We start from the raw sequence: 22,176 nt of genomic DNA on the forward strand, positions 1-22,176 counted from the left end.
CGTGATCATAGTCGTCCGCCTGACGATAAACAGGCCCGCAGTACCTCACGAACGCAGTTGCAGACCCTCCGCGGCCGCTTCCACCATGCCCATGCCGAGTCTGCTGATCCGTACGGCGAACGGCTGCTCGGCGACGCTCAGCCCGGTGAGCTGCATCGCGCCGAGCGGGGCCGTGCCGAGCGGCCGCACGGACACCGTGCCGGCCGGGACATCGGGGCGCAGACCGGCGAGGGCGAGCAGTATGTGCACCGCGCCGGCCGCCGACACCGCTGCCGGGCGGCAGGCCGCCGGGTGCGGCACGGGGGCTCCGTCGGCCGTGCGCTGCTCCCCCGCGTACATCTCCGGGAGGCGGTGCCCGAAGCTCTCCGCCGCGTCGAGGACGCCGCGGGTCAGGGCTGCGGCGGCGCGCTCGTGGCCGGCCGCGGCCAGTCCGGCGGCGGCGATCGCCGACTCGTGGACGCGCACCGCACCGCTGCGGTGGCCGAACGGGTTGTAGCCGCTCTCCTTGGCCCCCAGTCCGCGCAGCCCCCACCCGGAGTCCATGGACGGCCCGCTCAGCAGCCTGGCCAGCTGGTCCGTCTGGGCCGCGTCCAGCAGGCCGGGTGCGAGGGCACCACCGCCGAGCAGTCCGGTGTCGAGGAGGTGGGCGGCGGTGGAACCCAGGTACGGGACGGGCCGGCCGTCGGCGGTGAGCAGCGCGGCGGGGCGGCCGCCGGCCCGGTCCTCCAGCCAGAAGTCCCGGCGGAACCGGGCGCGCAGGTCCGCGGCCCACTCGCGAAGGGCCGCGGCGTCGGCGGATCCGCAGGCGTCGAGGAGATCCGCGCCCAGCAGGGCGGCCCGATGGGCGTGGGCCTGGGTCTCGCAGCGGTACGGCCCGCCGGGAGCCGGATCGGGGATGTAGCCGCCGCGGGCGCGGCCCACCGGGTCGGAGACGATCCGCAGCCATCTCAGACACCGTTCCGCGGCGGGCAGCAGCCGTGCGGTCTCCGGCTCGGGCAGTCCCCAGCGGCGCGCCTCCGCGAGCACGGCGGGGAACAGCAGGGTCGCCTCGATACCCGTGCAGCTCGGCGGGGCGTGCGGTCCCGCGTCCCGCAGGGCTCCCGGAATTCGGCCGAAATCCGGCCCTGGTGCGGCCTGTTGGCTACGGGCGAGCGCCCTCAGGGTGCCCGCGGCGAGCCGGGTGCCCAAGGGCAGCAGCATTCTGGCGGCCCACAGCGCCTCGGCCGGTGCCAGCCCGCAGCGCCACGGGAAGCCGCCCGCCAGATAGACGTCCGCGGGCGCAGCCGGGTCCCGCATCGCCAGGCCGTACAGATCGTCCAGGCCGGCCGCCATGAGGGCGTCGGCCCGGTGGTCGTCGCACTCCAGCCGGGCGTCAGACCAGGAGCGGGGCGGCCGGTCTGCACGGGTGCGCGGCGTGAAGGTGCCGCTCCGCGGCCCGGGGATGCGGGCGTCCCCGGCGCGACGGTGCCCGGTGGGGCCGGGCCCCGGTCCGGTCGTCTGCTCCAGTACGGCGCGCAGCTCGATGGTGCGGCGGCCGCCGGCCGGGAGTTCGAGGTCCCAGCGCAGCAGCCCGGCCGAGGCCAGGGCGTCCTCGGGCGGCGGATCGGCGGTCACCACCGCGTGGACTCCCGGACCGGACCAGCGGAGGCCGGAGCCGTGGACGGCGGCGCGCAGCTCGGGGCCCGGCAGGCCGACGGCGACGGCTCCGAGCTCCGCCAGGTCGGTCTGCAGGTGGATCTCGACCGGCAGCCTGACGGGCCGGGTCGCGCTGCTGAGGAAGGTGATCCGCTCGGTGCCGTCGGCCGTCCGCAGCCGCTCCATGCGGATGTCCGGGTCCGGGCCCCGTTCACCGGTTCTGCGGATCGTGCCGACGAACCTGGCCCGGTCGGCGGCGGTCATCCGGCCCTGGACGACCAGCGGTTCACCGCCCGCGACCCGCAGCTCGCAGTGGGACAGGACCCGCCGTCCGTCCCGGTAGAAGCCCTCCAGGCCCTGGCCGGTCAGCTGTCCCGACGCGGGGGACACCGCCAGGGCCGGCAGTGCCACGCAGACCAGCGAGGAGTGGACGGGCTGCGGTTGAGGGGCCCGGGGCGGCGCCGGACGCCGTTCTTCGGACGGCCGGCGGGCAGGTTGGGTAGTGGGGACGATGCCTGGCACGCTCTGCGCTCCCTGGTGACGTCGGGGCTTCGTACGGCCTGCGCCATACAGGTGAACGCTCCGGCCGGCGCCCAGGTCACGCCGGCCGCACAACGACCGGGCGGTCACCGCCGGCTCCGGTCGTCATGACCGCTCCGCCGCCCGCCACGTCCCCCGGTCGTACGCGCCCCGGGGCCCGTACCGCCGCGGGGTCCCCGAGGACGTCCGGAGGGCGGCGTGGCACGGCCGGGCGCCGGGCGCTTCGCGGACCGGGATCGCTTCGCGCCGGAGCTGGGCGCGCAGCCTGTGGTGCTCGCCGCCTCCTCGTGTTGCTCGCGCAGGCAGCGGCGCAGTGGTTCAGGGTCGAGCCCCTCGTTGATCGCGCAGTGCAGCAACTGGGCGAAGGTGTAGTCGGGGTCGAGCGAGAGGGCGCACCCGAGGGCCACCCGCGCCGAGGGGCCGTCCTCCGTGGACCAGCTGACCCATCCGGCCAGGGTGAGCGGTGCCGTGGCGTGCTCGGCATAGCTTCCGGCGCAGCGGCGGGCGAGGGCCCGCCACAGGCGGAGGGCGGGGGCGGCCGCCGTGCCGTCCATCCACTCCGCCGCCCGGTCACGGGTGACCCGGTCCTGGAGCCCGAGGATGAGGCTGGCCGCCTCGGCGTTGGTGATCAGCGCGTCGTCGCAGGCGTCCCGGGCCCGGTTGCTGCCCGCGGGGGTGTCCTGGCGGAAGCGGTGGATCATTGCGGCGGCCAGTTCGAGGGTGTCCTTCCGTACGACCGCCGCGCCGTCCGGCCGGAGCATCCGGGGCAGCAGTGCCCGGGCCGCCGCGTCCAGGGCCCTTTCCTGTTCGGCGGCCCGCTGCCCGGTGCGGGGCCGCAGCCTGGCCTCCATCTCCTTGAGCGAACCGCGCACCTGCATTCCGGCGTAGGCGGCCGCGGCGGCCATGACGGACGTGCCCGGCATCACCATCTGGGTGCCGTCCGCGGGGCAGCACCGGAAGTCGGGGCAGCAGTAGGACCAGAAGCGCCCGTTGGAGAGGCAGAGGGCTTCGAGGACGGGGACGTCGAGCGCTCCACAGGCCGTGCGCAGCCGCTGGGCGAACGGCTGGAGCCGGTCCCTGACGTCGCGGCCGTTCTCGCCCGCCGCGGGCTCCTGACAGAGGTAGACGATGATCGCCGTGGGCCGCGGCGGCCCGTCCTGACCGGCCGGGATCAGGCATTCGGCGAGCTGGTCGGCGACGTCGGGCCATTGCGTCCGGTCCGCCGGAATGCCGAGCCGGACCCGGCCGCCGAACCGTCCGCGCTCGCCGTGCAGCGCGACCAGGACCACGCTGTCGTCCGGATAGAAGCCCATCAAGTACGGCAGCGCGTCGGCCAGCTCGGCCGGGCCTCGCAGGGTGACCTGGGACTCCGCGGACGGCTCCGGAAGCGCATCGGCAGGTGTCGGTACGGAGGGGTGCGGGGCGTCGGCTGCGCCGGCGGGGCGGAAGGTCTCGGTGGGGTCCGCAGGGTCGGTGGGCCGGGGATCGGTCGGCGCGTGGGAGGACTCCGGAGAGGGACTCGGGCCCGGGATCGAGGGGGTGGGAGGGGGCGAGGGGTTGAAGGGCGCCGAGGGCCTCGGGGAGCTGGAAGGGGTGGGCTGGGTGGATGGCGTGGGCGGCGTGGATGGCGTGGACGGGGTCGAGGAGGTCGAAGGGTTCGGAGGGGTGGGTGCGTCGGAGGGCGACGGGGACGTCTCGGAAGTCGCCGGGGACGTAGGTGAGTTGGGGTCGGTCTTGCGCTTTCGCGGTTCGCTCTGCGGATTCATGGCTCGAAGATCTCGCGATCGGTCGCTGCGCCGCGACCCCTGTGGATAACTCTGGGTGACGAGTTATCCACAGGCTCGGGCGGGGTTCGCGCATTGTCAGTGGCATCGGGTTGCATGGGGGCATGAGCAACGAAGATCTGCGTGCCGCGGCCGATGCCGTCCTGACCCGGCTCGTCGGCGATCCCGGCGGTACGGCCCGGCTGCGCGAGGACCAGTGGCGGGCGATCGAGGCCCTGGTCGCCGAGCGTCGTCGCGCGCTGGTCGTGCAGCGCACGGGCTGGGGCAAGTCGGCGGTCTATTTCGTCGCGACCGCGCTGCTGCGCGAGCGCGGCAGCGGACCGACCGTGATCGTCTCTCCGCTGCTCGCCCTGATGCGCAATCAGGTGGAGGCGGCGGCTCGGGCCGGGATCCGCGCGCGCACGATCAATTCGGCCAACACCGAGGAGTGGGACACCGTCCAGGCCGAGGTGGCGGCGGGTGAGGTGGATGTCCTGCTGGTGAGTCCCGAGCGGCTCAACAACCCTGATTTCCGTGATCAGGTACTGCCCAAGCTCGCGGCGGCGACGGGGCTGCTGGTGGTCGACGAGGCGCACTGCATCTCCGACTGGGGCCACGACTTCCGCCCCGACTACCGGCGGCTGCGCACGATGCTCGCCGATCTTCCGCCGGGTGTGCCCGTGCTCGCCACCACCGCGACGGCGAACGCGCGGGTGACCGCCGATGTCGCCGAACAGCTCGGGACGGGTGAGGGGACGGCCGAGGCGCTGGTGCTGCGCGGTCCGCTGGACCGGGAGAGCCTGAGTCTGGGGGTGCTGCCGCTGCCGGACGCCGCACACCGGCTGGCCTGGCTCGCGGACCATCTGCACGAGCTCCCGGGTTCGGGGATCATCTACACCCTCACCGTCGCCGCCGCCGAAGAAGTCACCGCCTTCCTGCGTCACCGCGGGCACACGGTCGCGTCGTACACCGGCAAGACCGAGAACGCCGACCGCCAGCAGGCCGAGGACGATCTGCTCGCCAACCGCGTCAAGGCGCTGGTGGCCACCTCCGCCCTGGGCATGGGCTTCGACAAGCCCGATCTGGGGTTCGTGGTGCATCTGGGCTCGCCGTCGTCACCGATCGCGTACTACCAGCAGGTGGGCCGGGCCGGCCGTGGCGTCGAGCACGCCGAGGTGCTGCTGCTGCCCGGCCGGGAGGACGAGGCGATCTGGAAGTACTTCGCCTCGCTGGCCTTTCCTCCCGAGGAACAGGTGCGCCAGACCCTGGACGTGCTGGCCGCCGCCGGCCGGCCGGTGTCACTGCCGGCCCTGGAGCCGCAGGTCGAACTGCGCCGCTCGCGCCTGGAGATCATGCTCAAGGTGCTCGACGTGGACGGCGCCGTGCAGCGCGTCAAGGGCGGCTGGATCTCCACGGGCCGGCCCTGGGCGTACGACGCGGAGCGCTATGCCTGGGTGACGCGGCAGCGCGAGGCCGAGCAGCAGGCGATGCGCGACTACGCCACCACGACCGGCTGCCGGATGGAGTTCCTGCGGCGGCAGTTGGACGACGAGGCGGCGGCCGCCTGCGGCCGGTGCGACAACTGCGCCGGTGCGCGGTTCAGCGCCGAGGTGTCGGCCGCGTCGCTGGATGCCGCGCGCGGTGAGCTGGGGCGTCCGGGCGTGGAGGTGGAGCCGCGGCGGATGTGGCCGACGGGGCTGCCGGCCGTCGGCCTCGACCTCAAGGGGCGCATTCCGGCGGGCGAGCTGGCCACGACCGGCCGGGCCCTGGGCCGGCTCTCCGACATCGGCTGGGGCAATCGACTGCGCCCGATGCTCGCGGCACAGGCACCGGACGGTCCGATTCCGGACGATGTGGCCTCCGCGGTGGTCACGGTCCTCGCCGACTGGGCGAAGGGGCCCGGCGGTTGGGCATCCGGCGAGGCGGACGCACCGGCCCGCCCGGTGGGGGTGGTCTGCCTCTCCTCGCGTACCAGGCCCCAGCTGATCCACTCGCTGGCCGAGCGGATCGCGGCGGTCGGCCGGATGCCGTTCCTGGGCGTGGTGACCTCGGAGGAGGACGGCGCCGACACCAGGATTCCGCGCAGCAACAGCGCCCAGCGGCTGCGCGCGCTGCACGGCTCACTCGGCGTACCGCCACAGCTGGCGCAGAGCCTCGCGTCCGTGGGCGGTCCGGTGCTCCTGGTGGACGACTACGCCGACACCGGCTGGACGCTGGCGGTGGCCGCCCGTCTGCTGCGCCGGGCCGGAGCCGAGGGGGTGTTTCCGCTGGTCCTCGCCGTGCAGGCGTAGGTGACGGTCCGGGCGTGATCAACGGGCGTTCGGTGGAACCGTGGCCGTCGGGGGTCCGCTGCCGACGGCTCGGGCCGGGGCCGGCTCACGGGTGCGACAGCAGGGAACATTCGTCACACATGGCGCGATTCCAGTCTCCTGAGGGAATTGCTCGTTGCCCGCATGCCTGTACGACCGCAAGAATTGGAGGTGCTTCCCCGTACCGGCCGTTCCGCGGTCACGCTCGGTCATGCCCTGGTGCTCGGACGTCAGGACTCCGACCGATGCGCTGACGCGTGGACGAAGGGAGGACCATGACCTTCGACTTCGTCCCGCCGCCGCGCCTTGCGCCGCCCTCATTGACCGATCCCGCCGCCCGGCTGGGCCGGATGCTGGAGCCCGCCGAGTGGGCATCGGCAGGCATACCCCTGCTGCGCAATCCCCGTGAGGTCGTCGCCGGTCTGCACGAGCGGCATCGTCCGGGGACGTCGACGGCGATCGTGGCGGTGCTCGATCCGCAGGATCGGGTGACGGCCAGCGCGTCCTTCACCGAGCCCGCGGCCGCCCCCGACGGCTGGGAGTTCCGTAATGCCTTGCTGGCGCATCTGCGCCGGGTGATCCCGCACGACCTCCGGTTGCGCGCCCCGGTCCGGACGGCTGTGCTGCTCTACTGCCGTGACGGGGACCCCCGTTGGACGGAGACCGACGGGGCGTGGATGTGGGGGCTGCGCGACGCCTGCACGCTGCACGGTCTGCGCTGCGGCGCGTACATCGCGCTGACCCCCGAGCGCTGGCAAGTCCTGGGCGAGGGCCGGGGCGGGCGCCGCCCCGGGCCTTCGGCCAAGGACAAGCGGCGCACGGACGCCCGTCCTACGGGAGCGGGCTTCGCCGCGGCGCGCCGCGGCACGGCACCGCGCCCGGACACACCCCGTACGGCCACGGTCGTCGCACAAGGCCGGCCGGCGCCACGGAGCACCGGTGGCGGGGCACCTGAGGCCCACCGGCACACGGCGGCACGCTGATCACCTCGCGCCGTACGGGAGCGCAAGACCGCACGAAAAACCGGCCGTACGCGGGGACATGGCCGTACGAGAAGGCGCGAGCCGTGGAAGACGCGCGAGCCGTACCCGCAAGCGAGGCCGGGGCCGTGCGGGAACGCAGGCGAGCCCGACGGCCGGGGAGGCCGACGGGCTGCTGCGAGCCGGAGCGGTCAGACGCCGGCGCCGAGGGCGGTGTTGATCCGCTGCGGGTCGCCGCAGACGATCAACAGCGTTCCGGCGCGGGCCATCGCCGACGGCAGCGCCCGCGCGGCGATCTCGTCCGTGCCGCCGTTCACGGCGACGATCACGACGGGGCGGCCGGTGGCACGCTCGGCCCCGGCGTCCGCGTAGAACACGTCGTCCGCGGCGTCGTGTTGGGCCCAGTAGGACGCCTCGCCGAAGGACAGCTCGTGCGCGGCCCACGGGTGGGTCTCGCCCGTGGTGAGCACCAGGATTTCACCCGGGGCACGCCCCGAGTCCAGCAGCAGGTCGACGGCTTCGTCGGCGGCGTCGATGGCACCGGCGGCGGGCGCCGGAATCAGCTGGAGCTGGGCTCCGGCCGTGCCGGTCGTGTCGGCCGGGGGCTGCGGGGAGCCGGTGCGCTGCGCCGGCGGAGCGGCGACAGGCCCACGCGGCGGGGCAGCGGGTCCGGGCTTGCCCGGACGGGCACTGGCCGCGGGTGCACCGCGCGGCGGCGCGGGGCGGGGACCGGGGCCAGGGACAGGACGGGGGGTCGGCGCGGTACGGCCGGCGGCCGGAGTTGCGCGGGGACCCGGGACACTCTCGTGAATCTGAGGCTCCTCGGGGATGAGAGGCATAAAGGGATGTCTATCAAACGTAAGTGCGGGACACGTCATCGGGTACCGAATTGATGCCCGCACCGCTCAGAAGTCGAAGCCGAGTTGGCCGCCGGCTTCCAGAGCGGCTGCTTCGGGGGTGATGCGCACCTTCTTCAGATGCCGCCACCGGGGCAGCGCGTCCATGTAGGACCACGACACTCGGTGGTGCGGCGTGGGTCCGTACTCCTCCAGGGCGATGCGATGGGTCGGCGACGGGTAGCCGGCGTTGGTCGCGAAGTCGAAGTCGGCGTATTCCAGGCCCACTTCGGCCATCATCGCGTCGCGCTGCACCTTGGCGAGCACGGACGCGGCGGCAACCGCGATGCAGGACTGGTCCCCCTTGATGACCGTGCGGACCTGCCACGGCGTGCCCAGGTAGTTGTGCTTGCCGTCGAGGATGATCGCGTCCGGACGGACCGGCAGCGCCTCCAGGGCGCGTACGGCCGCGAGCCGCAGCGCCGCGGTCATCCCCAGCTCGTCGATCTCCTGCGGCGAGGAGTGCCCCAGGGCGTACGCGGTGACCCACTGACCGAGCACTGCGCACAGTTCGGCGCGGCGCTTGTGGGTCAGCAGCTTGGAATCGGTGAGTCCGTCGGGCGGTCGGCGGAGTCCGGTGATGGCCGCGCAGACGCTGACCGGTCCGGCCCAGGCTCCGCGTCCGACCTCGTCGATCCCTGCAACGATCTTGGCGCCCGTCGTGGCGCGCAATGATCGCTCGACAGTATGGGTGGGGGGCTCGTACGGCATGGCGCCAGCCAGATTACGCCTATTCGGCCCAGCGTTCCGCATCGGATCCACACCTGGCCGCAATCCGTGGCGGTGCGGGAGCGGACGGACCGGGCGGGTGACCCTACCGATGGGTACGTGAGCCGCCGGTGTGTGGCCTTCCGGCCCCGGCGGATCGTTGCCGTTCACTTTCTCGGACGCGAGTGGGCAGCGCGAAGTGGTGGGTTCGCGCCGCCCGTTGGCGCCAGCGGCCGCGTCCGGAGCTCGGCCGGGTACGGGGGGGCGGATCAGCTCCCGGGGCAGCGGGACGCGGCGTCACGGTGGCGCGGCGCCGCGAGGCAGGTGTGGGCAGGCGTGCGGTCAGTGCGGTGGATGCAGTCAGTGCGGTGGGTGCGGTGGGTGCGGTCAGTCTTCGAGGGTGGGGGCCCAGGACGGGAGGGGCTCGGTGCCCTCCAGCCATGCCGCAGGGGGCGCGCCGGCGGGGTCGGCGGCGACGATCCCGCCGACGATGCCGCAGGTGGTGTCGACGTCGCCGCCGGCCCGCACGGTGGTCCAGAAGGCCTTCTCGTAGTTGCCGAGATGGCGGGCCGCCGCCCACAGGGTGAAGGGCACGGTGTCATGGGCGCTGGTGCGCCGGCCGCAGCCCAGGACGGCGGCGACGGTGCCGGAGTCGGCGTAGTCGAGCATGTCCCGGGCCCGGCGGAGTCCGGCCTGTACGGCGCTGCGCGGGATCAGCTCCAGCACCCCGTCGAGCAGCTCCTCGGGGCCGGTCCGCCGGCTCGGGTCGGCGACCAGGGCGGCCGCCGCGGCCACGGCCATGGCGCCGACCACGGCCTCGCGGTGCTGGTGGGTGGTGTAGGCGGAGATCTCCGCCTGGTGCGTGGCCTGCTCGGGGTCGTCGGCGTACCACGCGCCCAGGGGGGCGATGCGCATGGCGGCGCCGTTGCCCCAGGACCCCTGGCCGTTGAAGAGCGCCGACGACAGCTCGCGCCAGTCGCCGCCCTCGCGGATCAGCCGGAGCAGGCGGTTGACGGCCGGACCGTAGCCGCGGTCGAAGTCGTGGTGGCCTGCGAAGGAGGCGGCCAGGGCGTCCTGGTCGATCCGGCCGTGCGCGACGAGCACGGCCAGGACGGAGCAGGCCATTTCCGTGTCGTCGGTCCACTGCCACGGGGTGGGCGGCAGCTCGCGGCGCTTGAGGGCGGGATAGTGGGCGGGGACGAAGAACTGGGATCCGAGGGCATCGCCCACGGACAGTCCGCGCAGGCTCGCCAGAGCCCGCGCACAGCGGTCTGCGTCACGGTGGTCGGGGGTCATCGGTGTGCACTTTAACCGGTGATGCCATAAGGCTCGGGTTCACACCAGCGCTCGAAAGGCCGGTCGAGGGTGTAGCGACCGTCCGGACCGAGCAGCAGGGTGCGCCATTCGGCGTTTCCCGGGTTGGACAGCGACTCGAATTCGGCGACGCTCCAGTGGAACCAGCGCATGCAGAACAGCCGCATGGTGAGACCGTGCGTGACGATCAGGACGTTCGGCGGATGGTTCGGATCCTCGAAGCTGCGCCACAGGCTCTCCAGGAACGCCCCGACCCGGTCGTAGACGTCCGCACCGGACTCGCCCTGGGCGAAGCGGTAGAAGAAGTGGCCGTACGCGTCCCGGTACGCCTTCTGCAGCCGTACGTCGTCGCGGTCCTGCCAGTTCCCCCAGTCCTGCTCGCGCAGCCGCGGCTCCTCGCGCACCCGGACCCTCCCCGGGTCGAGGGCGAGCTCACGGAAGGTCTGGTGGGTGCGCCGGTAGGGCGAGACGTAGGCGGAGATCCGCTCGTCGCCGAACATCTCGCGGAGCGGGCCGCCTGCCTCCTCCGCCTGCCGCCGCCCCGTCTTGGTGAGGGAGAGGGCGTGATCCGGTTCCCGCTCGTAGATGGAGTCGTCGATGTTCCCCTCCGACTCGCCATGCCGGAGGAGCACGATGCGTCGGGGGCGAGCCATGCGGCCAGCCTAAAACGCCTGCCCTGTACATGTCGCACGCGGCCCGTCGCAGCTGTCGTCGCGGCACTGTCCGGGGCGTTCGGCACCCGGGGTGGCCCGGGCGCCCGGGGGCCGAGGGCATGGCCGTGCCGACGCCGGAGGTGGTGTCCGGCGGTGGTGTCCGGCCTCGATGGGCTGGTCCGGACTCGATGGGCCGGTCCGGACTCGAGGGGCCGGTCCCGGCTCGTCCCGTCGATCGGGTCGGCGTGGGCGCCCGCCGGTGCGTACGGCTTGCGCACGGACGGGAACACGGCCGCGGGGGGGGGAGCGGGCGGCGGCCTCCTTCGGCTCGGCTCCGCACCGGTCGCGGCGGTGACCGCGGCAGGCAGCCGGCTCAGGCGGCGACCAGGGCCGGGCGGCCGTTACGTATTTCGTAGGGGTGGCCGCCGAAGCGCCGGCGGAGCAGGCGGTCGTGGGTGACCATGACCAGGGCGCCGGGCCAGGCCGCCAGTGCCGCTTCGAGCTCCTCGACCAGGCCGAGGGCCAGGTGGTTGGTGGGTTCGTCGAGCAGCAGCAGGTCGGCCGGACGGGCCAGCAGCCGGGCCAGCGCGAGGCGACGCCGCTGACCGGCCGAGAGCGCCCCGACGGGCACCTGGAGATCGCGTTCGCGGAACAGGCCGAAGGACAGCAGCAGATCGGCCAGCTCTTCCGGATGGCCGGCCAGACCCCGGCGGAAGGCGTCCAGCAGCGGCTCGGCCGGGCGGGAGACCGGTATTTCCTGGGCGAGGAAGCCGATCCGTCCGCGGCGCCGCACCATGCCGCTGTCCGGTGCCGTGAGACCGGCCAGGACCCTGAGCAGGGTGGTCTTGCCGGCGCCGTTGGGGCCGTGGATGAGCAGCCGCTCCCCCGCCGTGATGCTGAGGGAGTCCACGGCGAGCCGGCCCCCGACCCGTACGCCGTCGAGCTGGACGAGGGTGCCCTCGGTCCCGCCGAGCCCCGGTGCCGCCCGGAAGCGGAGGGGTTCCGGGGGCTTGGGGACCGGGTGTTCCCTGAGTCTGCGCAGCCGCTCCTGGGCGTTGCGCACCCTGCTGGACACCGATGCCTGGACCCGGCCCTTGGCCCGGTCGTACGCCATCTTGTTGCCGTCCTTGATGGCCCGGCCCGGGGCGACGCCGTGCGCCGTGCCGGCCGCGAAGTCGGTGAGGTGGGCGATCTCTCCGCACCATGCGGCGTATTCCTGCTCCCAGCGCCGGCGGGCGGTGGCCTTGGTCGCCACGAAGGTGCCGTAGCCGTCGCCGTAGCGGACGAGTCCCCGACGGTCGGCGTCGACCTCGACGATCGCGGTGGCGATCCGCTGGAGGAAGAGCCGGTCGTGCGAGACGGCGAGGATCGTGCCCCGGTGGGCGAGCAGGGCGCCCTCCAGCCAGTCGAGCGCGGCGGCGTCGAGGTGGTTGGTCGGTTCGTCGAGGAGCATCACCTCGGGGGCCGCGGCGATGAGACAGGCGAGGCCCAGACGGGCCTGCTCGCCGCCGGAGAGACTGCCCAGCAGCCGGTCGTGGCCCAGTCCTTCCAGCCCGAGGGCGTGCAGGGCCGCCTCGACGCGGGCGTCGGCCTCATAGCCGCCGCGCAGCTCGAACAGCGTGAGCAGATCGCCGTACTCGTCGAGCCGGGCGGCCGGGGCATCGCCGAGTCCGCTCTCCAGTGTGCGGAGCCGGCGCTCCATGTCCCTGAGATCGGCCAGGGCCGCGTCGATCGCGTCCTGGACGGTGCGGTCCGGCGGAAGGTCGGGGGTCTGTCCGAGGTATCCGATGCCGCCGTCGGCGGTCAGCACGACATGACCGTCGTCCGGCTGCTCGACGCCCGCGATCAGGCGCAGCAGCGTCGACTTCCCGGCGCCGTTCTCCCCCACTATCCCGACGCGTTCGCCGGGCCGCACCGACAGTGAGACACCGTCGAGCAGCAGGCGCTCGCCACGGGACTTGGTGATGTCGTGCAATGAGATCTGAGTGGGCATACAACCTCCCCCGACAAACGCAACCCTCGTTGCGTTACTCTGATGATGACACGGCACACCCAACTAACGCAACTGGAGTTGCAATTGACTGAAGAATCCGCGCACGACGAGGCCGGCAGCACCGAGCCCTCCGCCCCCGGCACCCGCCGCCCCGGCGGCCGGACCGCCCGCACCCGCGCCGCGGTCCGCGACGCCGTGCTGGCCGGCCTCACCGAGCACGGCTACCCCGGCCTGACGGTCGAATATGTCGCCGAGCACTCCGGCGTGCACAAGACCACGCTGTACCGCCGCTGGAAGGACATCGAGGGCCTGGTCGCGGACGCCCTCGACCTGGCGGGCGAGGACAGCTGGACCCCGCCGGACACCGGGTCACTGGAAGGCGATCTGCGGGCGCTCGCCCATGAGGTCGTCGCCTCCTTCACCGATCCCGCGGTGGCCGCGTCGGGCTCCGCGATGATCGCCGCCGGCTTCCAGTCGGAACGGGCCGCGGAGGCCCTGCGCGCCTACTACGCCGAGCGGTTCACGCGCTGCGAGGCCCTCGTGGAACGCGCCGCCGAGCGCGGCGAGTTGGCCACGCCGCTGGATGCCGGCGCGCTCGTCCGATCCGTCTCGGCACCGCTCTTCTTCCGCCTGTTCATCACCCGGGAGCCGATCGACTTCGCACTCGCCGACCAGGCCGTGGCGGCGACACTGGCCGCCACACGCGCGGGGGTGTTCGCCGGCGGCGACACCGTGGGAGCCGCTCCGGACGCGGCCTCCTGACCCCTGCGGGCGGGGCGGGCCGGGCCGGTCACACCGTCCAGGACGGTTCGAGCTGCACCACGTCCCCGGCGATCGCCCGGACGTCCGCGGCTATCTGGGCCCGCAGCGCCAGCCGCTCCACCCGTTCGGGCCGGTACTTCCCGCGTTCCGCCGCCGACTGCCACATCGAGAGGACAAGGAACTCCTCCCCGGGCGCCCGCCCCAGCATCCCCCGGAGCATCCCCGGCGAGCCCGCCATCGCCGGGTTCCAGACCTTCTCCTGCATCAGCATGAAGTGGTCCACGCGTTCCTGGCGCACCTGGCAGTGCGCCAGCCGCAGCACGTCCACGTCACCGAACGCCGGCCGGAAGCCCACCTTCACGTCGAATTCGTGCTCGAAGAGCCGGACTTGGGCGTCCTTGTAGGTGCCGGTCTGCGCGGCCGCGAGCCGGTCGTGCGAGCGGGCCATGAAGGAGTCGTAGAACGCCCGGCTCTCCCAGAAGGCGACCAGATGCGCCACGTCCGGCCGGCCCCGGCTCCATCCGCCGCCCTGTCCACGAAACCCCGGTTCACCCAGCAGCCCCGCCCATTTCCGCTGCCCCCGCTCGAACCCTCGACGGTCCACTACGGTGAGGCGAATCCACTTGACCAGCACCGCGCCATCGTACGGCCCGGGGGCCGATCCGGATCACTGTGCGTACCACCCCGAACTTCCTTACGGACGGGGATCGATGGGCGTCAGTACGCCCAGCCGCCGCTCCACCGCCTCGGCCGCCTCCAGACACAGGTCCTCCCGGTAGGAGCGGCCGATCAGCTGCACGCCGTACGGGAGCCCCTCCACCACTCCGGTGGGCACGGCGACCGCGGGCACCCCCACGAAGCTGGTGGCCGTGCACAGCCGCATGGCGCTCTGCACCCGCCGATACCCCTCGTCGTCCCGCACCTCCTCCCCCGGCGCGAACGGCGGCTCGGTGAACACCGGGCCCAGGACCAGCGGATACTCCTCCAGGAACTGCGCCCAGGCCCGTTGGATGCCCATCCGCACACCGGTCAGCCGCAGGTACTCGGTCAGCCCCACAGGAGCGGCCTCGGCCATGCCCCGCTCGATGTAGCGGTGCCCGCCCTCGCCGAGCAGCGGCTTGACCACCGGCCAGGTGGTGGCGAACTCGGTGCGCGTCATACGGGCATACGCCTCCAGGGCCTCGTCCAGCCGTGGCACATCGGCCACCTCGCTCACCTCGTACCCGGCGTCCCGGAGCGCGTCCGCGGCGCTCTCCACCGCCTCACGCACCGAGGGATGCACACCGTGCCCACCCGGGTCGGTCACCATCGCCACCTTGACGGGCCGCCCCAGCGACTCGCCGTACAGAGGCACCGGTACCGTCCTCGGGTCGCAGGGATCGGCTCCTGCCAGTACCTCGTAGGAGAGCCGGAGATCGCCGACCGTCCGGGCCAACGGCCCGTCGACCACGAGGAGCTGGGCCACGAGGGACGGATCGTCGGGTCCGATACGGTGATCGGCGGCGAACCGCCCATAGGTGGGCTTGAGTCCGGCCACTCCACAGAAGGACGCCGGGATGCGCACCGACCCTCCGGAGTCGTTGCCGAGGCCGAGCGGAGCCATACCGCTCGCCACGGCCGCACCGTCACCACCACTCGTGCCACCCGGGGTGACCGCCCCGCTCCAGGGGTTCGCGGTGTCCCCGAACAGCTCGCTCCGGGTGTGGACACCGGCCAGGATGAGCGTCGGCATATTGCTGTGCCCGATGGGGATGCCGCCCGCCGCGCGCAGCCTTGCCACTGGGGGCGCATCGGCGCGTGCGACGAGGCCACGGAAGCGCTCCGCGCCGAAGGTCGTCGGTACACCCTCGATGGCGGTGCTCTCCTTCACCGTGAACGGCACCCCGGCGAGCGGTCCCAGTTCCGCCCCGTCGGCGCGCTTGCGGTCGACCGCCGCCGCCTCGGTCCGGGCACGTTCGGCGAGCAGCTGAGTGACGGCGTTGACGGCCGGGTTGACCTCACCGATCCGTGCCAGATGGGCGTCTACCAGCTCCACCGCCGACACGTCTCCGTCGCGCACCGCCGCCGCCTGGGCAGCGGCCGTCAGCTTCCACAACGCGCTGTGCATTTCTCCCCTTTCGGAGCCCGGGCCCGGACGTCGTACGTTCCGCCGCGGGTGCCGGACCACCCCGTTTTTTCGATGCACCTGCATCGGTTCGGCATCGTAACCTTGCCAGCGATACGCCCGCATCGAATAAACCGGAGCGCACGGGATGCCCAAGCAGGTGGACCACGAGAGCCGACGTCGGCAGATCGCCGAGGCGGTGTGTCAACTCGCCGACGAGAGCGGGCTGGAGGGGGTGACGCTGCGCGATGTCGCGGCGCGCGCCGAGGTGTCCATGGGGGCCGTGCAGCGCTGCTTCCGCACCAAGGAGGAGATGCTGGTCTTCGCGCTCGGCCACATCGGCGAGCGGGTCGGCGCACGGGTCGCGGCGCGGCTCACCGCCTCGCCCGCACAGTCGGCCCGCACCGCGTTGGGCCACGCCACGACCGAGGTCGCACTGCTCCGGGACGAGCACCGGGCCGAGGCCCGGGTCTGGCTCGCCTTCGTGGCCCAGGCCGCCGTCAGCCCCGCACTGGCCGAAATCCTGCGCAGCAACTACGCCGGTCTGCAGACGGTGTTCACGCGACTGATCTCCGAGGCTTCCGAAACCGAAGCCCCGGAGCGGGCGGCACGCGCACTCCTCGCCCTCACCGATGGCCTCACCGCCCACGTCCTGATCGGCCACCTCTCCCCCGCCGCCGCCCTGGACGTCCTCGACGGCCATCTGCACCACCTCTGGAACCAGAAGGCATCCTGAGGCGCATACGAATCACCCGCCCCGAGGCCCCAAGGGCACTTTCCGGCCACCTGGAAGGCCCTCAAGTCACCTCTGACCAGGGGAAGTTCCCGGGCACCCTCGGGAACGGGGCGTGGCACGATGGTCACCAACGGGAAGTCCCGGGGGACCGTCCGCGCGACCGCGTCGGCGGTGCCGTACCCCGGGGGACGAGGGAAGGGAAGCCCGGTGAGCACGCTCAACAAAGGGATCGAGAAGGTCGAAGTAGCGCTCAAATGGGATCCGAGCCCGATGGGCATGCCGGACCATGACCTCGACATCGTCGCGGCGCCCTACACGGCCGACGCACCCCATGGCGACCCGGCCTACCTGGTGCACTTCGACAGCAGGTCACCCGACGGGACCATCAATCTCAACCGGGACAGCCGGACCGGCCAGGGTTTCGGCTGGGACGAGATCATGACGCTCGAACTGGACCGGCTGTCCGAGACCTACGTACGGGTGGTCGTCGGCGTGGCCATCCAACAGGGCGACGACCGCATCACCTTCGGCGACGTCGCCAACGCGGCCGTACGCATCCGCCAGGGCTACACCGACCTGGCCTCGCACGGCTTCGCCGAGGTCGCGCAGTCGACCGCCACGACGGTCGCGGAGTTCACCCGGGACGAGACGGGCAGCTGGCACTTCAACGCCGCACTCCGCGGCTTCGACACCGAACCGGCCGACTTCGCCCGGCTGATGGGGCACTGACCGAGGCGTTCCTGCGGCACCCACTGGAACGGGACCGGCGCCGTAGGGCCGCTCCTCATGGAGGGCGCGGCTATCCGCCCTCCCTCTTGCGGCGGCGGTGCGCCGCGACCCGAGCCCGTGACGCGCAGGCGGTCGAGCAGTAGCGGCGCGCGCTCCCGGGGCCGAGGCCCAGATAGAGCGTGGTGCACCCCGGAGCGGCGCATTCTCCCCAGGGGATACGGCCGTATTCGGTGAGGATCTGCGCCAGCGCCAGGGCACTTGAGGCCATGAACCACTCGGCCCAGGTCGCGTCGTCCCCCCGGTCGATGTGCAGATGCCAGGTGTGCCCGTCGTGTCGCGAGAGGTGCGGACGGGCGCCGCATTCGGCCAGCAGCGCATTGATGGCGTGGGCGGCCCGGTCGACGTCGGGCTCGGCGAGGAGGGCGCCGAGCCGGTCCGCGGCCGCCCGCAGCCCCTCGGCGTCCTCTCTGGTGAACGCCTGCTCGGTGAGGTCCTCTTGGCGTTCACCATGGCGCGCGAGCAGCCCGGCCAGCGCCTCCCGGGAGATCCCGGGATCCGCGCGCACCGCATTCACCAGATCCTTCAGCCGCTCCGCGGGCCGGTACCCACGCCGCGCCTCCGCCGCCTCAGCCGTCACGGACTCCCCACTCCCCGCGCTCCTGGCGCATACCCATGATCCCGTTCACACCTCTCCAGAGTAACGGCTTGTGTCAATAAGCCGTTACACCGCATTCTTGGGGCCACGGTCCGCTCACCGGAAATCTGGAGATGCCTATGCCGCGGCAGCCCGCCACCCCGGGAGAACGCAGCGGATTACCGCTCTATCTGGCCACCGCCTTCTTCGCCCGCCTCGCCGATGAAGGGATGGCCGTGGCGGTCGTCCTGCTGGCGGTGGACCGGACCGGGAGCGCGGCGCAGGGCGCGTTCGTCCTCACCGCCTGGATGGCGCCGCATGTGGTCGCGGCTCCCCTGGTGGGCGCCCTCGCTCCCCGGGTACGCCGCCTGCGGCTGTGCCACCTCGGGGCACTGGGCGTTTTCGCCGCGGCCATCGCCGTACTGTCGCAGTTCCTCGGGCGGGCCCCGCTGCCGGTGACGCTGGGCGTCGCCCTGGCCGGCGGCGCTTGCGGCCCGGTCGTCTCCGGGGGGCTGTCCAGCCTGATCGCCGTTCTGCTGCCGACGGGTGGGCGGCGCGACCGGGCCTACGCCCTGGACGCGACCGTCTACAACGCCGCCTCGGTGGCCGGACCCGCCGTGGTCAGCGCGGTGGCGGCACTGGCCTCACCGGGCGCGGCCACGCTGCTCCTCGGGGGCGCCGCGGCACTGGGGGCGGCGCTGGCCGGCGGGCTGCCGTTCGGACACACGGAACAGCCGGCCCCCGGCGCCGCGCCGGCCACCACGCTGCGCACGGACCTCATGGCCGGGCTCGCGGCCGTATGGCGCACCCGTGAGCTGCGCGCCATCACGGCGGCGACCTGTCTGGCGTTCGGCGGCCTCGGCGGGCTCACCACCACTACGGTGCTGCTGGCCGCCCATCGGGGACAACCGGGGGCGGGTGGCGCCCTGATGACCGCGTTCGCCCTCGGGGCACTCATCGGCTCGCTGCTGGTGGCGCGCCGGCAGCCGCCCCTCCCGGACCACCGCCTCGCCACCGTCGCGCTGTGCGGAACCGGCCTGGCGCTGGCCGCCGCCGCGCTGCTCCCCTCCCCGGTGGCCGGGCCGGCCCTCTTCGCCCTCGCGGGCGTGTGCGACGGCCCGTTGCTGACCGCCACGCTGCGCATTCGCGCCGCGCACGCGCCGGCGCGGACCCGCGCGCAGGTCTTCACCCTGGGGGCGGGACTGAAGTTCACCGCGGCAGCCGTGGGCGCGACGCTCGTCGGCGCGGCGGCCGCGCTGCCACCGGCTCTCCTCCTGGCCGGCATCGCCGGTGTCCAGCTGGCCGCCGCGGCCCTGCACGCTCTGCTCCGCCCCCGGACGAGCGGCCGCGACGGTGCCCCGAGCACGCCGGAGGGGACCGGCGCTCGACCGGTCCCCTCCGTACGTCCTTGAGCCCTGCCGGCCCGCCGAGCGGGCCGTACGGGCCGCCCCGGAGAGGTCTCCGGGGCGGCCCGTCACAGGCTCAGCTGCAGCCGCTGGTCGACCCGCAGCCCTCGCACAGGTAGCAGCTGCCGGCGCGCTGCATCTTCGTGCCGCAGGAGAAGCACAGCGGGGCGTCGGCGTTGATGCCCAGCTGCATCTCGACCAGTTCGGCGTTGGTGTGCGCCTGCTTGGGAGCCGGGGCGGCGGCCTCCTCGACGATCTTCACCGCCGGGGTGGACTCCTTCGGCGGGTCGATCTGGCGCGGCGCCGACTGGGCCAGGCCCTCGACGTCGACCTCGTCGTCGGCCGGCTCGTAGGAACCGGTCTCCAGGTGGCGCTGGCGCTCCTCGACGGAGTGGATGCCCAGGGCCGAGCGGGTCTCGAACGGCAGGAAGTCCAGCGCCAGGCGGCGGAAGATGTAGTCGACGATCGACTGCGCCATCCGCACGTCCGGGTCGTCGGTCATACCGGCCGGCTCGAAGCGCATGTTGGTGAACTTCGAGACGTAGGTCTCCAACGGGACGCCGTACTGGAGGCCGACCGACACCGCGATGGAGAAGGCGTCCATCATGCCCGCGAGGGTCGAGCCCTGCTTGGACATCTTCAGGAAGACCTCGCCAAGACCGTCGTCCGGGTAGGAGTTGGCGGTCATGTAGCCCTCGGCACCGCCGACCGTGAAGGAGGTGGTGATCCCCGGACGGCCCTTGGGGAGGCGCCTGCGGACCGGGCGGTACTCGACGATCTTCTCGGCGACCGGCTCGACCGCGGCCTTCTTCTCCTCCTCCTTCTTCTTGGCGGAGAGCGGCTGACCGACCTTGCAGTTGTCGCGGTAGATCGCCAGCGCCTTCAGGCCGAGCTTCCAGCCCTGGAAGTAGACGTCCTCGATCTCCTCCACGGTGGCCGTCTCAGGGACGTTGACCGTCTTGGAGATGGCACCGGAGAGGAACGGCTGGGCGGCGGCCATCATGCGGACGTGGCCCATCGGGGAGATGGAGCGCTCGCCCATGGCGCAGTCGAAGACCTCGTAGTGCTCCGGCTTGAGGCCCGGGGCGTTGACGACATTGCCGTGGTCGGCGATGTGCGCGACGATCGCCTCGACCTGCTCGGGCTGGTAGCCGAGCCGCTTGAGCGCCTTGGGGACCGTGTTGTTCACGATCTGCATGGAGCCGCCGCCGACCAGCTTCTTGAACTTGACCAGCGCCAGGTCCGGCTCGACGCCCGTGGTGTCGCAGTCCATCATCAGGCCGATCGTGCCGGTCGGGGCCAGCACGGACGCCTGGGCGTTGCGGAAGCCGTTCTTCTCGCCGAGGCGCAGCACGTCCTGCCAGGCCTCGGTGGCCGCGGCCCAGACCGGGGTGTCCAGGTCGTCCATGCGCACCGCGGCGCCGTTGGCGTCCGAGTGCTGCTTCATGACGCGCTTGTGGGCGTCGGCGTTCCGGGCGTAGCCGTCGTACGGGCCGACGACCGCGGCCAGTTCGGCGGAGCGGCGGTAGGAGGTGCCGGTCATCAGGGAGGTGATGGCACCGGCCAGCGCGCGGCCGCCGTCGGAGTCGTAGGCGTGGCCGGTGGCCATCAGCAGGGCGCCCAGGTTGGCGTAGCCGATGCCCAGCTGGCGGTAGGCGCGGGTGGTCTCACCGATCTTCTGGGTGGGGAAGTCGGCGAAGCAGATGGAGATGTCCATCGCGGTGATGACCAGCTCGACGACCTTGGCGAAGCGCTCGGCGTCGAAGGACTGGTTGCCCAGGTCGTCGTCGCGCAGGAACTTCAGGAGGTTGAGCGAGGCGAGGTTGCACGAGGAGTTGTCCAGGTGCATGTACTCGCTGCACGGGTTGGAGGCGGTGATCCGGCCCGTCTCCGGCGAGGTGTGCCAGTGGTTGATGGTGTCGTCGTACTGGATGCCGGGGTCGGCGCACGCCCAGGCGGCCTCCGCCATCTTGCGGAACAGGCCCTTGGCGTCGATCTCCTCGATGACCTCACCGGTCAGGCGGCCGCGCAGGCCGAACTTCGAGCCGGACTCGACGGCCTTCATGAACTCGTCGTTCACGCGGACCGAGTTGTTGGCGTTCTGGTACTGGACGGACGTGATGTCGTCGCCGCCCAGGTCCATGTCGAAGCCCGCGTCGCGCAGCGCGCGGATCTTCTCCTCCTCCTTCACCTTGGTCTCGATGAAGGCCTCGACGTCCGGGTGGTCGACGTCGAGCACGACCATCTTGGCCGCGCGGCGGGTGGCGCCACCGGACTTGATCGTTCCGGCGGAGGCGTCGGCGCCGCGCATGAAGGAGACCGGGCCGGAGGCGTTGCCACCGGAGGAGAGCAGTTCCTTGGAGGAGCGGATGCGGGAGAGGTTCAGACCGGCACCGGAGCCGCCCTTGAAGATCATCCCCTCTTCCTTGTACCAGTCCAGGATCGACTCCATGGAGTCGTCCACGGACAGGATGAAGCAGGCGCTGACCTGCTGCGGCTGCTTGGTGCCGACGTTGAACCACACCGGGGAGTTGAAGCTGAAGATCTGGTGCAGCAGGGCGTACGCCAGCTCGTGCTCGAAGATCTCGGCGTCCGCCGGGGAGGCGAAGTAACCGTTCTCCTCGCCGCTCTTGCGGTACGTCTTGACCACGCGGTCGATCAGCTGCTTGAGGCTCGACTCGCGGCTCGGGGAGCCCACCGCGCCACGGAAGTACTTGCTCGTGACGATGTTGACCGCGTTCACCGACCAGAATTCGGGGAACTCGACGCCACGCTGCTCGAAATTGACCGAGCCGTCGCGCCAATTGGTCATGACGACGTCACGGCTGGCCCATTCCACCTCGTCGTACGGATGCACGCCGGGCGTGGTGTGAATGCGCTCGATACGCAGACCCTTGCTCGCCTTGCTGCCCTTGGCGCGGGAGCCTCGTGCCGGGCCGCTCGTCGTCTCTGTCATTCCGCCTCCCTGTATACGGGCAAACGCCCATATGTGCGCACGCATTCCGTGGCACGGT

Annotated in this window: 17 protein-coding genes; 6 read left to right on the top strand and 11 right to left on the bottom strand. The window is 72.5% G+C overall.

All coding sequences use genetic code 11. The features are described 5' to 3' along the window. Positions 1–45: 45 nt before the first annotated feature. Positions 46–2,046, bottom strand: coding sequence for a glycogen debranching N-terminal domain-containing protein (locus V2J85_RS25405; protein ID WP_330822815.1), 2,001 nt, complete (start codon positions 2,044–2,046; stop codon positions 46–48). 215 nt (positions 2,047–2,261) lie between these two features. Then, a complete protein-coding gene (locus tag V2J85_RS25410) occupies positions 2,262–3,488 on the bottom strand; it encodes a DUF4192 domain-containing protein (protein WP_419836833.1) in 1,227 nt (408 codons plus the stop codon). 575 nt (positions 3,489–4,063) lie between these two features. Here V2J85_RS25410 and V2J85_RS25415 point away from each other — a divergent pair. Further along, complete coding sequence (locus V2J85_RS25415) at positions 4,064–6,229, top strand: RecQ family ATP-dependent DNA helicase (protein WP_261955299.1); 2,166 nt, start codon at positions 4,064–4,066, stop codon at positions 6,227–6,229. Between the two features lie 293 nt (positions 6,230–6,522). Beyond that, the gene (locus tag V2J85_RS25420) at positions 6,523–7,230 is read left to right on the top strand and encodes a hypothetical protein (RefSeq protein ID WP_261955300.1); all 708 of its coding nucleotides are present in this window, start codon (positions 6,523–6,525) and stop codon (positions 7,228–7,230) included. Between the two features lie 188 nt (positions 7,231–7,418). Here the strand turns inward: V2J85_RS25420 and V2J85_RS25425 are convergent, their stop codons facing one another. The 5 genes from V2J85_RS25425 to V2J85_RS25445 all read right to left on the bottom strand — a co-directional run bounded on the left by V2J85_RS25425 (position 7,419) and on the right by V2J85_RS25445 (position 12,791). Further along, positions 7,419–8,066 (bottom strand): hypothetical protein, encoded by a 648-nt coding sequence (locus V2J85_RS25425; protein ID WP_330822816.1) that lies wholly within the window; start codon positions 8,064–8,066, stop codon positions 7,419–7,421. Positions 8,067–8,132: 66 nt separating this feature from the next. Continuing rightward, positions 8,133–8,834: a ribonuclease HII gene (locus V2J85_RS25430; protein WP_261955302.1), complete on the bottom strand. Its 702-nt coding sequence runs from the start codon at positions 8,832–8,834 to the stop codon at positions 8,133–8,135. A 384-nt stretch (positions 8,835–9,218) separates the two neighbouring features. Then, positions 9,219–10,127 (bottom strand): ADP-ribosylglycohydrolase family protein, encoded by a 909-nt coding sequence (locus V2J85_RS25435; RefSeq protein WP_261955303.1) that lies wholly within the window; start codon positions 10,125–10,127, stop codon positions 9,219–9,221. An 11-nt stretch (positions 10,128–10,138) separates the two neighbouring features. Next, positions 10,139–10,798 (bottom strand): histidine phosphatase family protein, encoded by a 660-nt coding sequence (locus tag V2J85_RS25440; RefSeq protein WP_330822817.1) that lies wholly within the window; start codon positions 10,796–10,798, stop codon positions 10,139–10,141. 373 nt (positions 10,799–11,171) lie between these two features. Then, complete coding sequence (locus V2J85_RS25445) at positions 11,172–12,791, bottom strand: ABC-F family ATP-binding cassette domain-containing protein (protein ID WP_330822818.1); 1,620 nt, start codon at positions 12,789–12,791, stop codon at positions 11,172–11,174. An 84-nt stretch (positions 12,792–12,875) separates the two neighbouring features. Here V2J85_RS25445 and V2J85_RS25450 point away from each other — a divergent pair, with 84 nt between their 5' ends. Then, positions 12,876–13,553 carry a TetR/AcrR family transcriptional regulator gene (locus V2J85_RS25450; protein ID WP_330822819.1) on the top strand — a complete coding sequence of 226 codons (678 nt, stop codon included), beginning with the start codon at positions 12,876–12,878 and terminating at the stop codon, positions 13,551–13,553. 28 nt (positions 13,554–13,581) lie between these two features. On the opposite strand, the gene V2J85_RS25455 is transcribed toward V2J85_RS25450, so the two are convergent. Continuing rightward, positions 13,582–14,187 (bottom strand): YdbC family protein, encoded by a 606-nt coding sequence (locus V2J85_RS25455; RefSeq protein WP_261955307.1) that lies wholly within the window; start codon positions 14,185–14,187, stop codon positions 13,582–13,584. A gap of 60 nt (positions 14,188–14,247) precedes the next feature. Then, positions 14,248–15,660, bottom strand: coding sequence for an amidase (locus V2J85_RS25460; RefSeq protein ID WP_330822820.1), 1,413 nt, complete (start codon positions 15,658–15,660; stop codon positions 14,248–14,250). 145 nt (positions 15,661–15,805) lie between these two features. Here V2J85_RS25460 and V2J85_RS25465 point away from each other — a divergent pair, with 145 nt between their 5' ends. Continuing rightward, a complete protein-coding gene (locus tag V2J85_RS25465; protein WP_261955309.1) occupies positions 15,806–16,393 on the top strand; it encodes a TetR/AcrR family transcriptional regulator in 588 nt (195 codons plus the stop codon). A gap of 120 nt (positions 16,394–16,513) precedes the next feature. After that, on the top strand, positions 16,514–17,122 hold the full coding sequence (locus tag V2J85_RS25470) for a TerD family protein (protein ID WP_330822821.1): 609 nt from the start codon (positions 16,514–16,516) through the stop codon (positions 17,120–17,122). A gap of 70 nt (positions 17,123–17,192) precedes the next feature. Here V2J85_RS25470 and V2J85_RS25475 read toward each other — a convergent pair whose 3' ends face one another. Continuing rightward, positions 17,193–17,759, bottom strand: a complete 567-nt coding sequence (locus V2J85_RS25475) for a CGNR zinc finger domain-containing protein (protein WP_330822823.1) — start codon at positions 17,757–17,759, stop codon at positions 17,193–17,195. Positions 17,760–17,896: 137 nt separating this feature from the next. Here V2J85_RS25475 and V2J85_RS25480 point away from each other — a divergent pair, with 137 nt between their 5' ends. After that, the gene (locus tag V2J85_RS25480; protein ID WP_261955312.1) at positions 17,897–19,168 is read left to right on the top strand and encodes an MFS transporter; all 1,272 of its coding nucleotides are present in this window, start codon (positions 17,897–17,899) and stop codon (positions 19,166–19,168) included. Positions 19,169–19,238: 70 nt separating this feature from the next. On the opposite strand, the gene V2J85_RS25485 is transcribed toward V2J85_RS25480, so the two are convergent. After that, positions 19,239–22,118: a vitamin B12-dependent ribonucleotide reductase gene (locus tag V2J85_RS25485; protein ID WP_330822825.1), complete on the bottom strand. Its 2,880-nt coding sequence runs from the start codon at positions 22,116–22,118 to the stop codon at positions 19,239–19,241. Between the last annotated feature and the right edge of the window lie 58 nt (positions 22,119–22,176).

The organism is Streptomyces bugieae, assembly GCF_036352915.1.
Classification (GTDB): Bacteria; Actinomycetota; Actinomycetes; order Streptomycetales; family Streptomycetaceae; genus Streptomyces; species Streptomyces endophytica.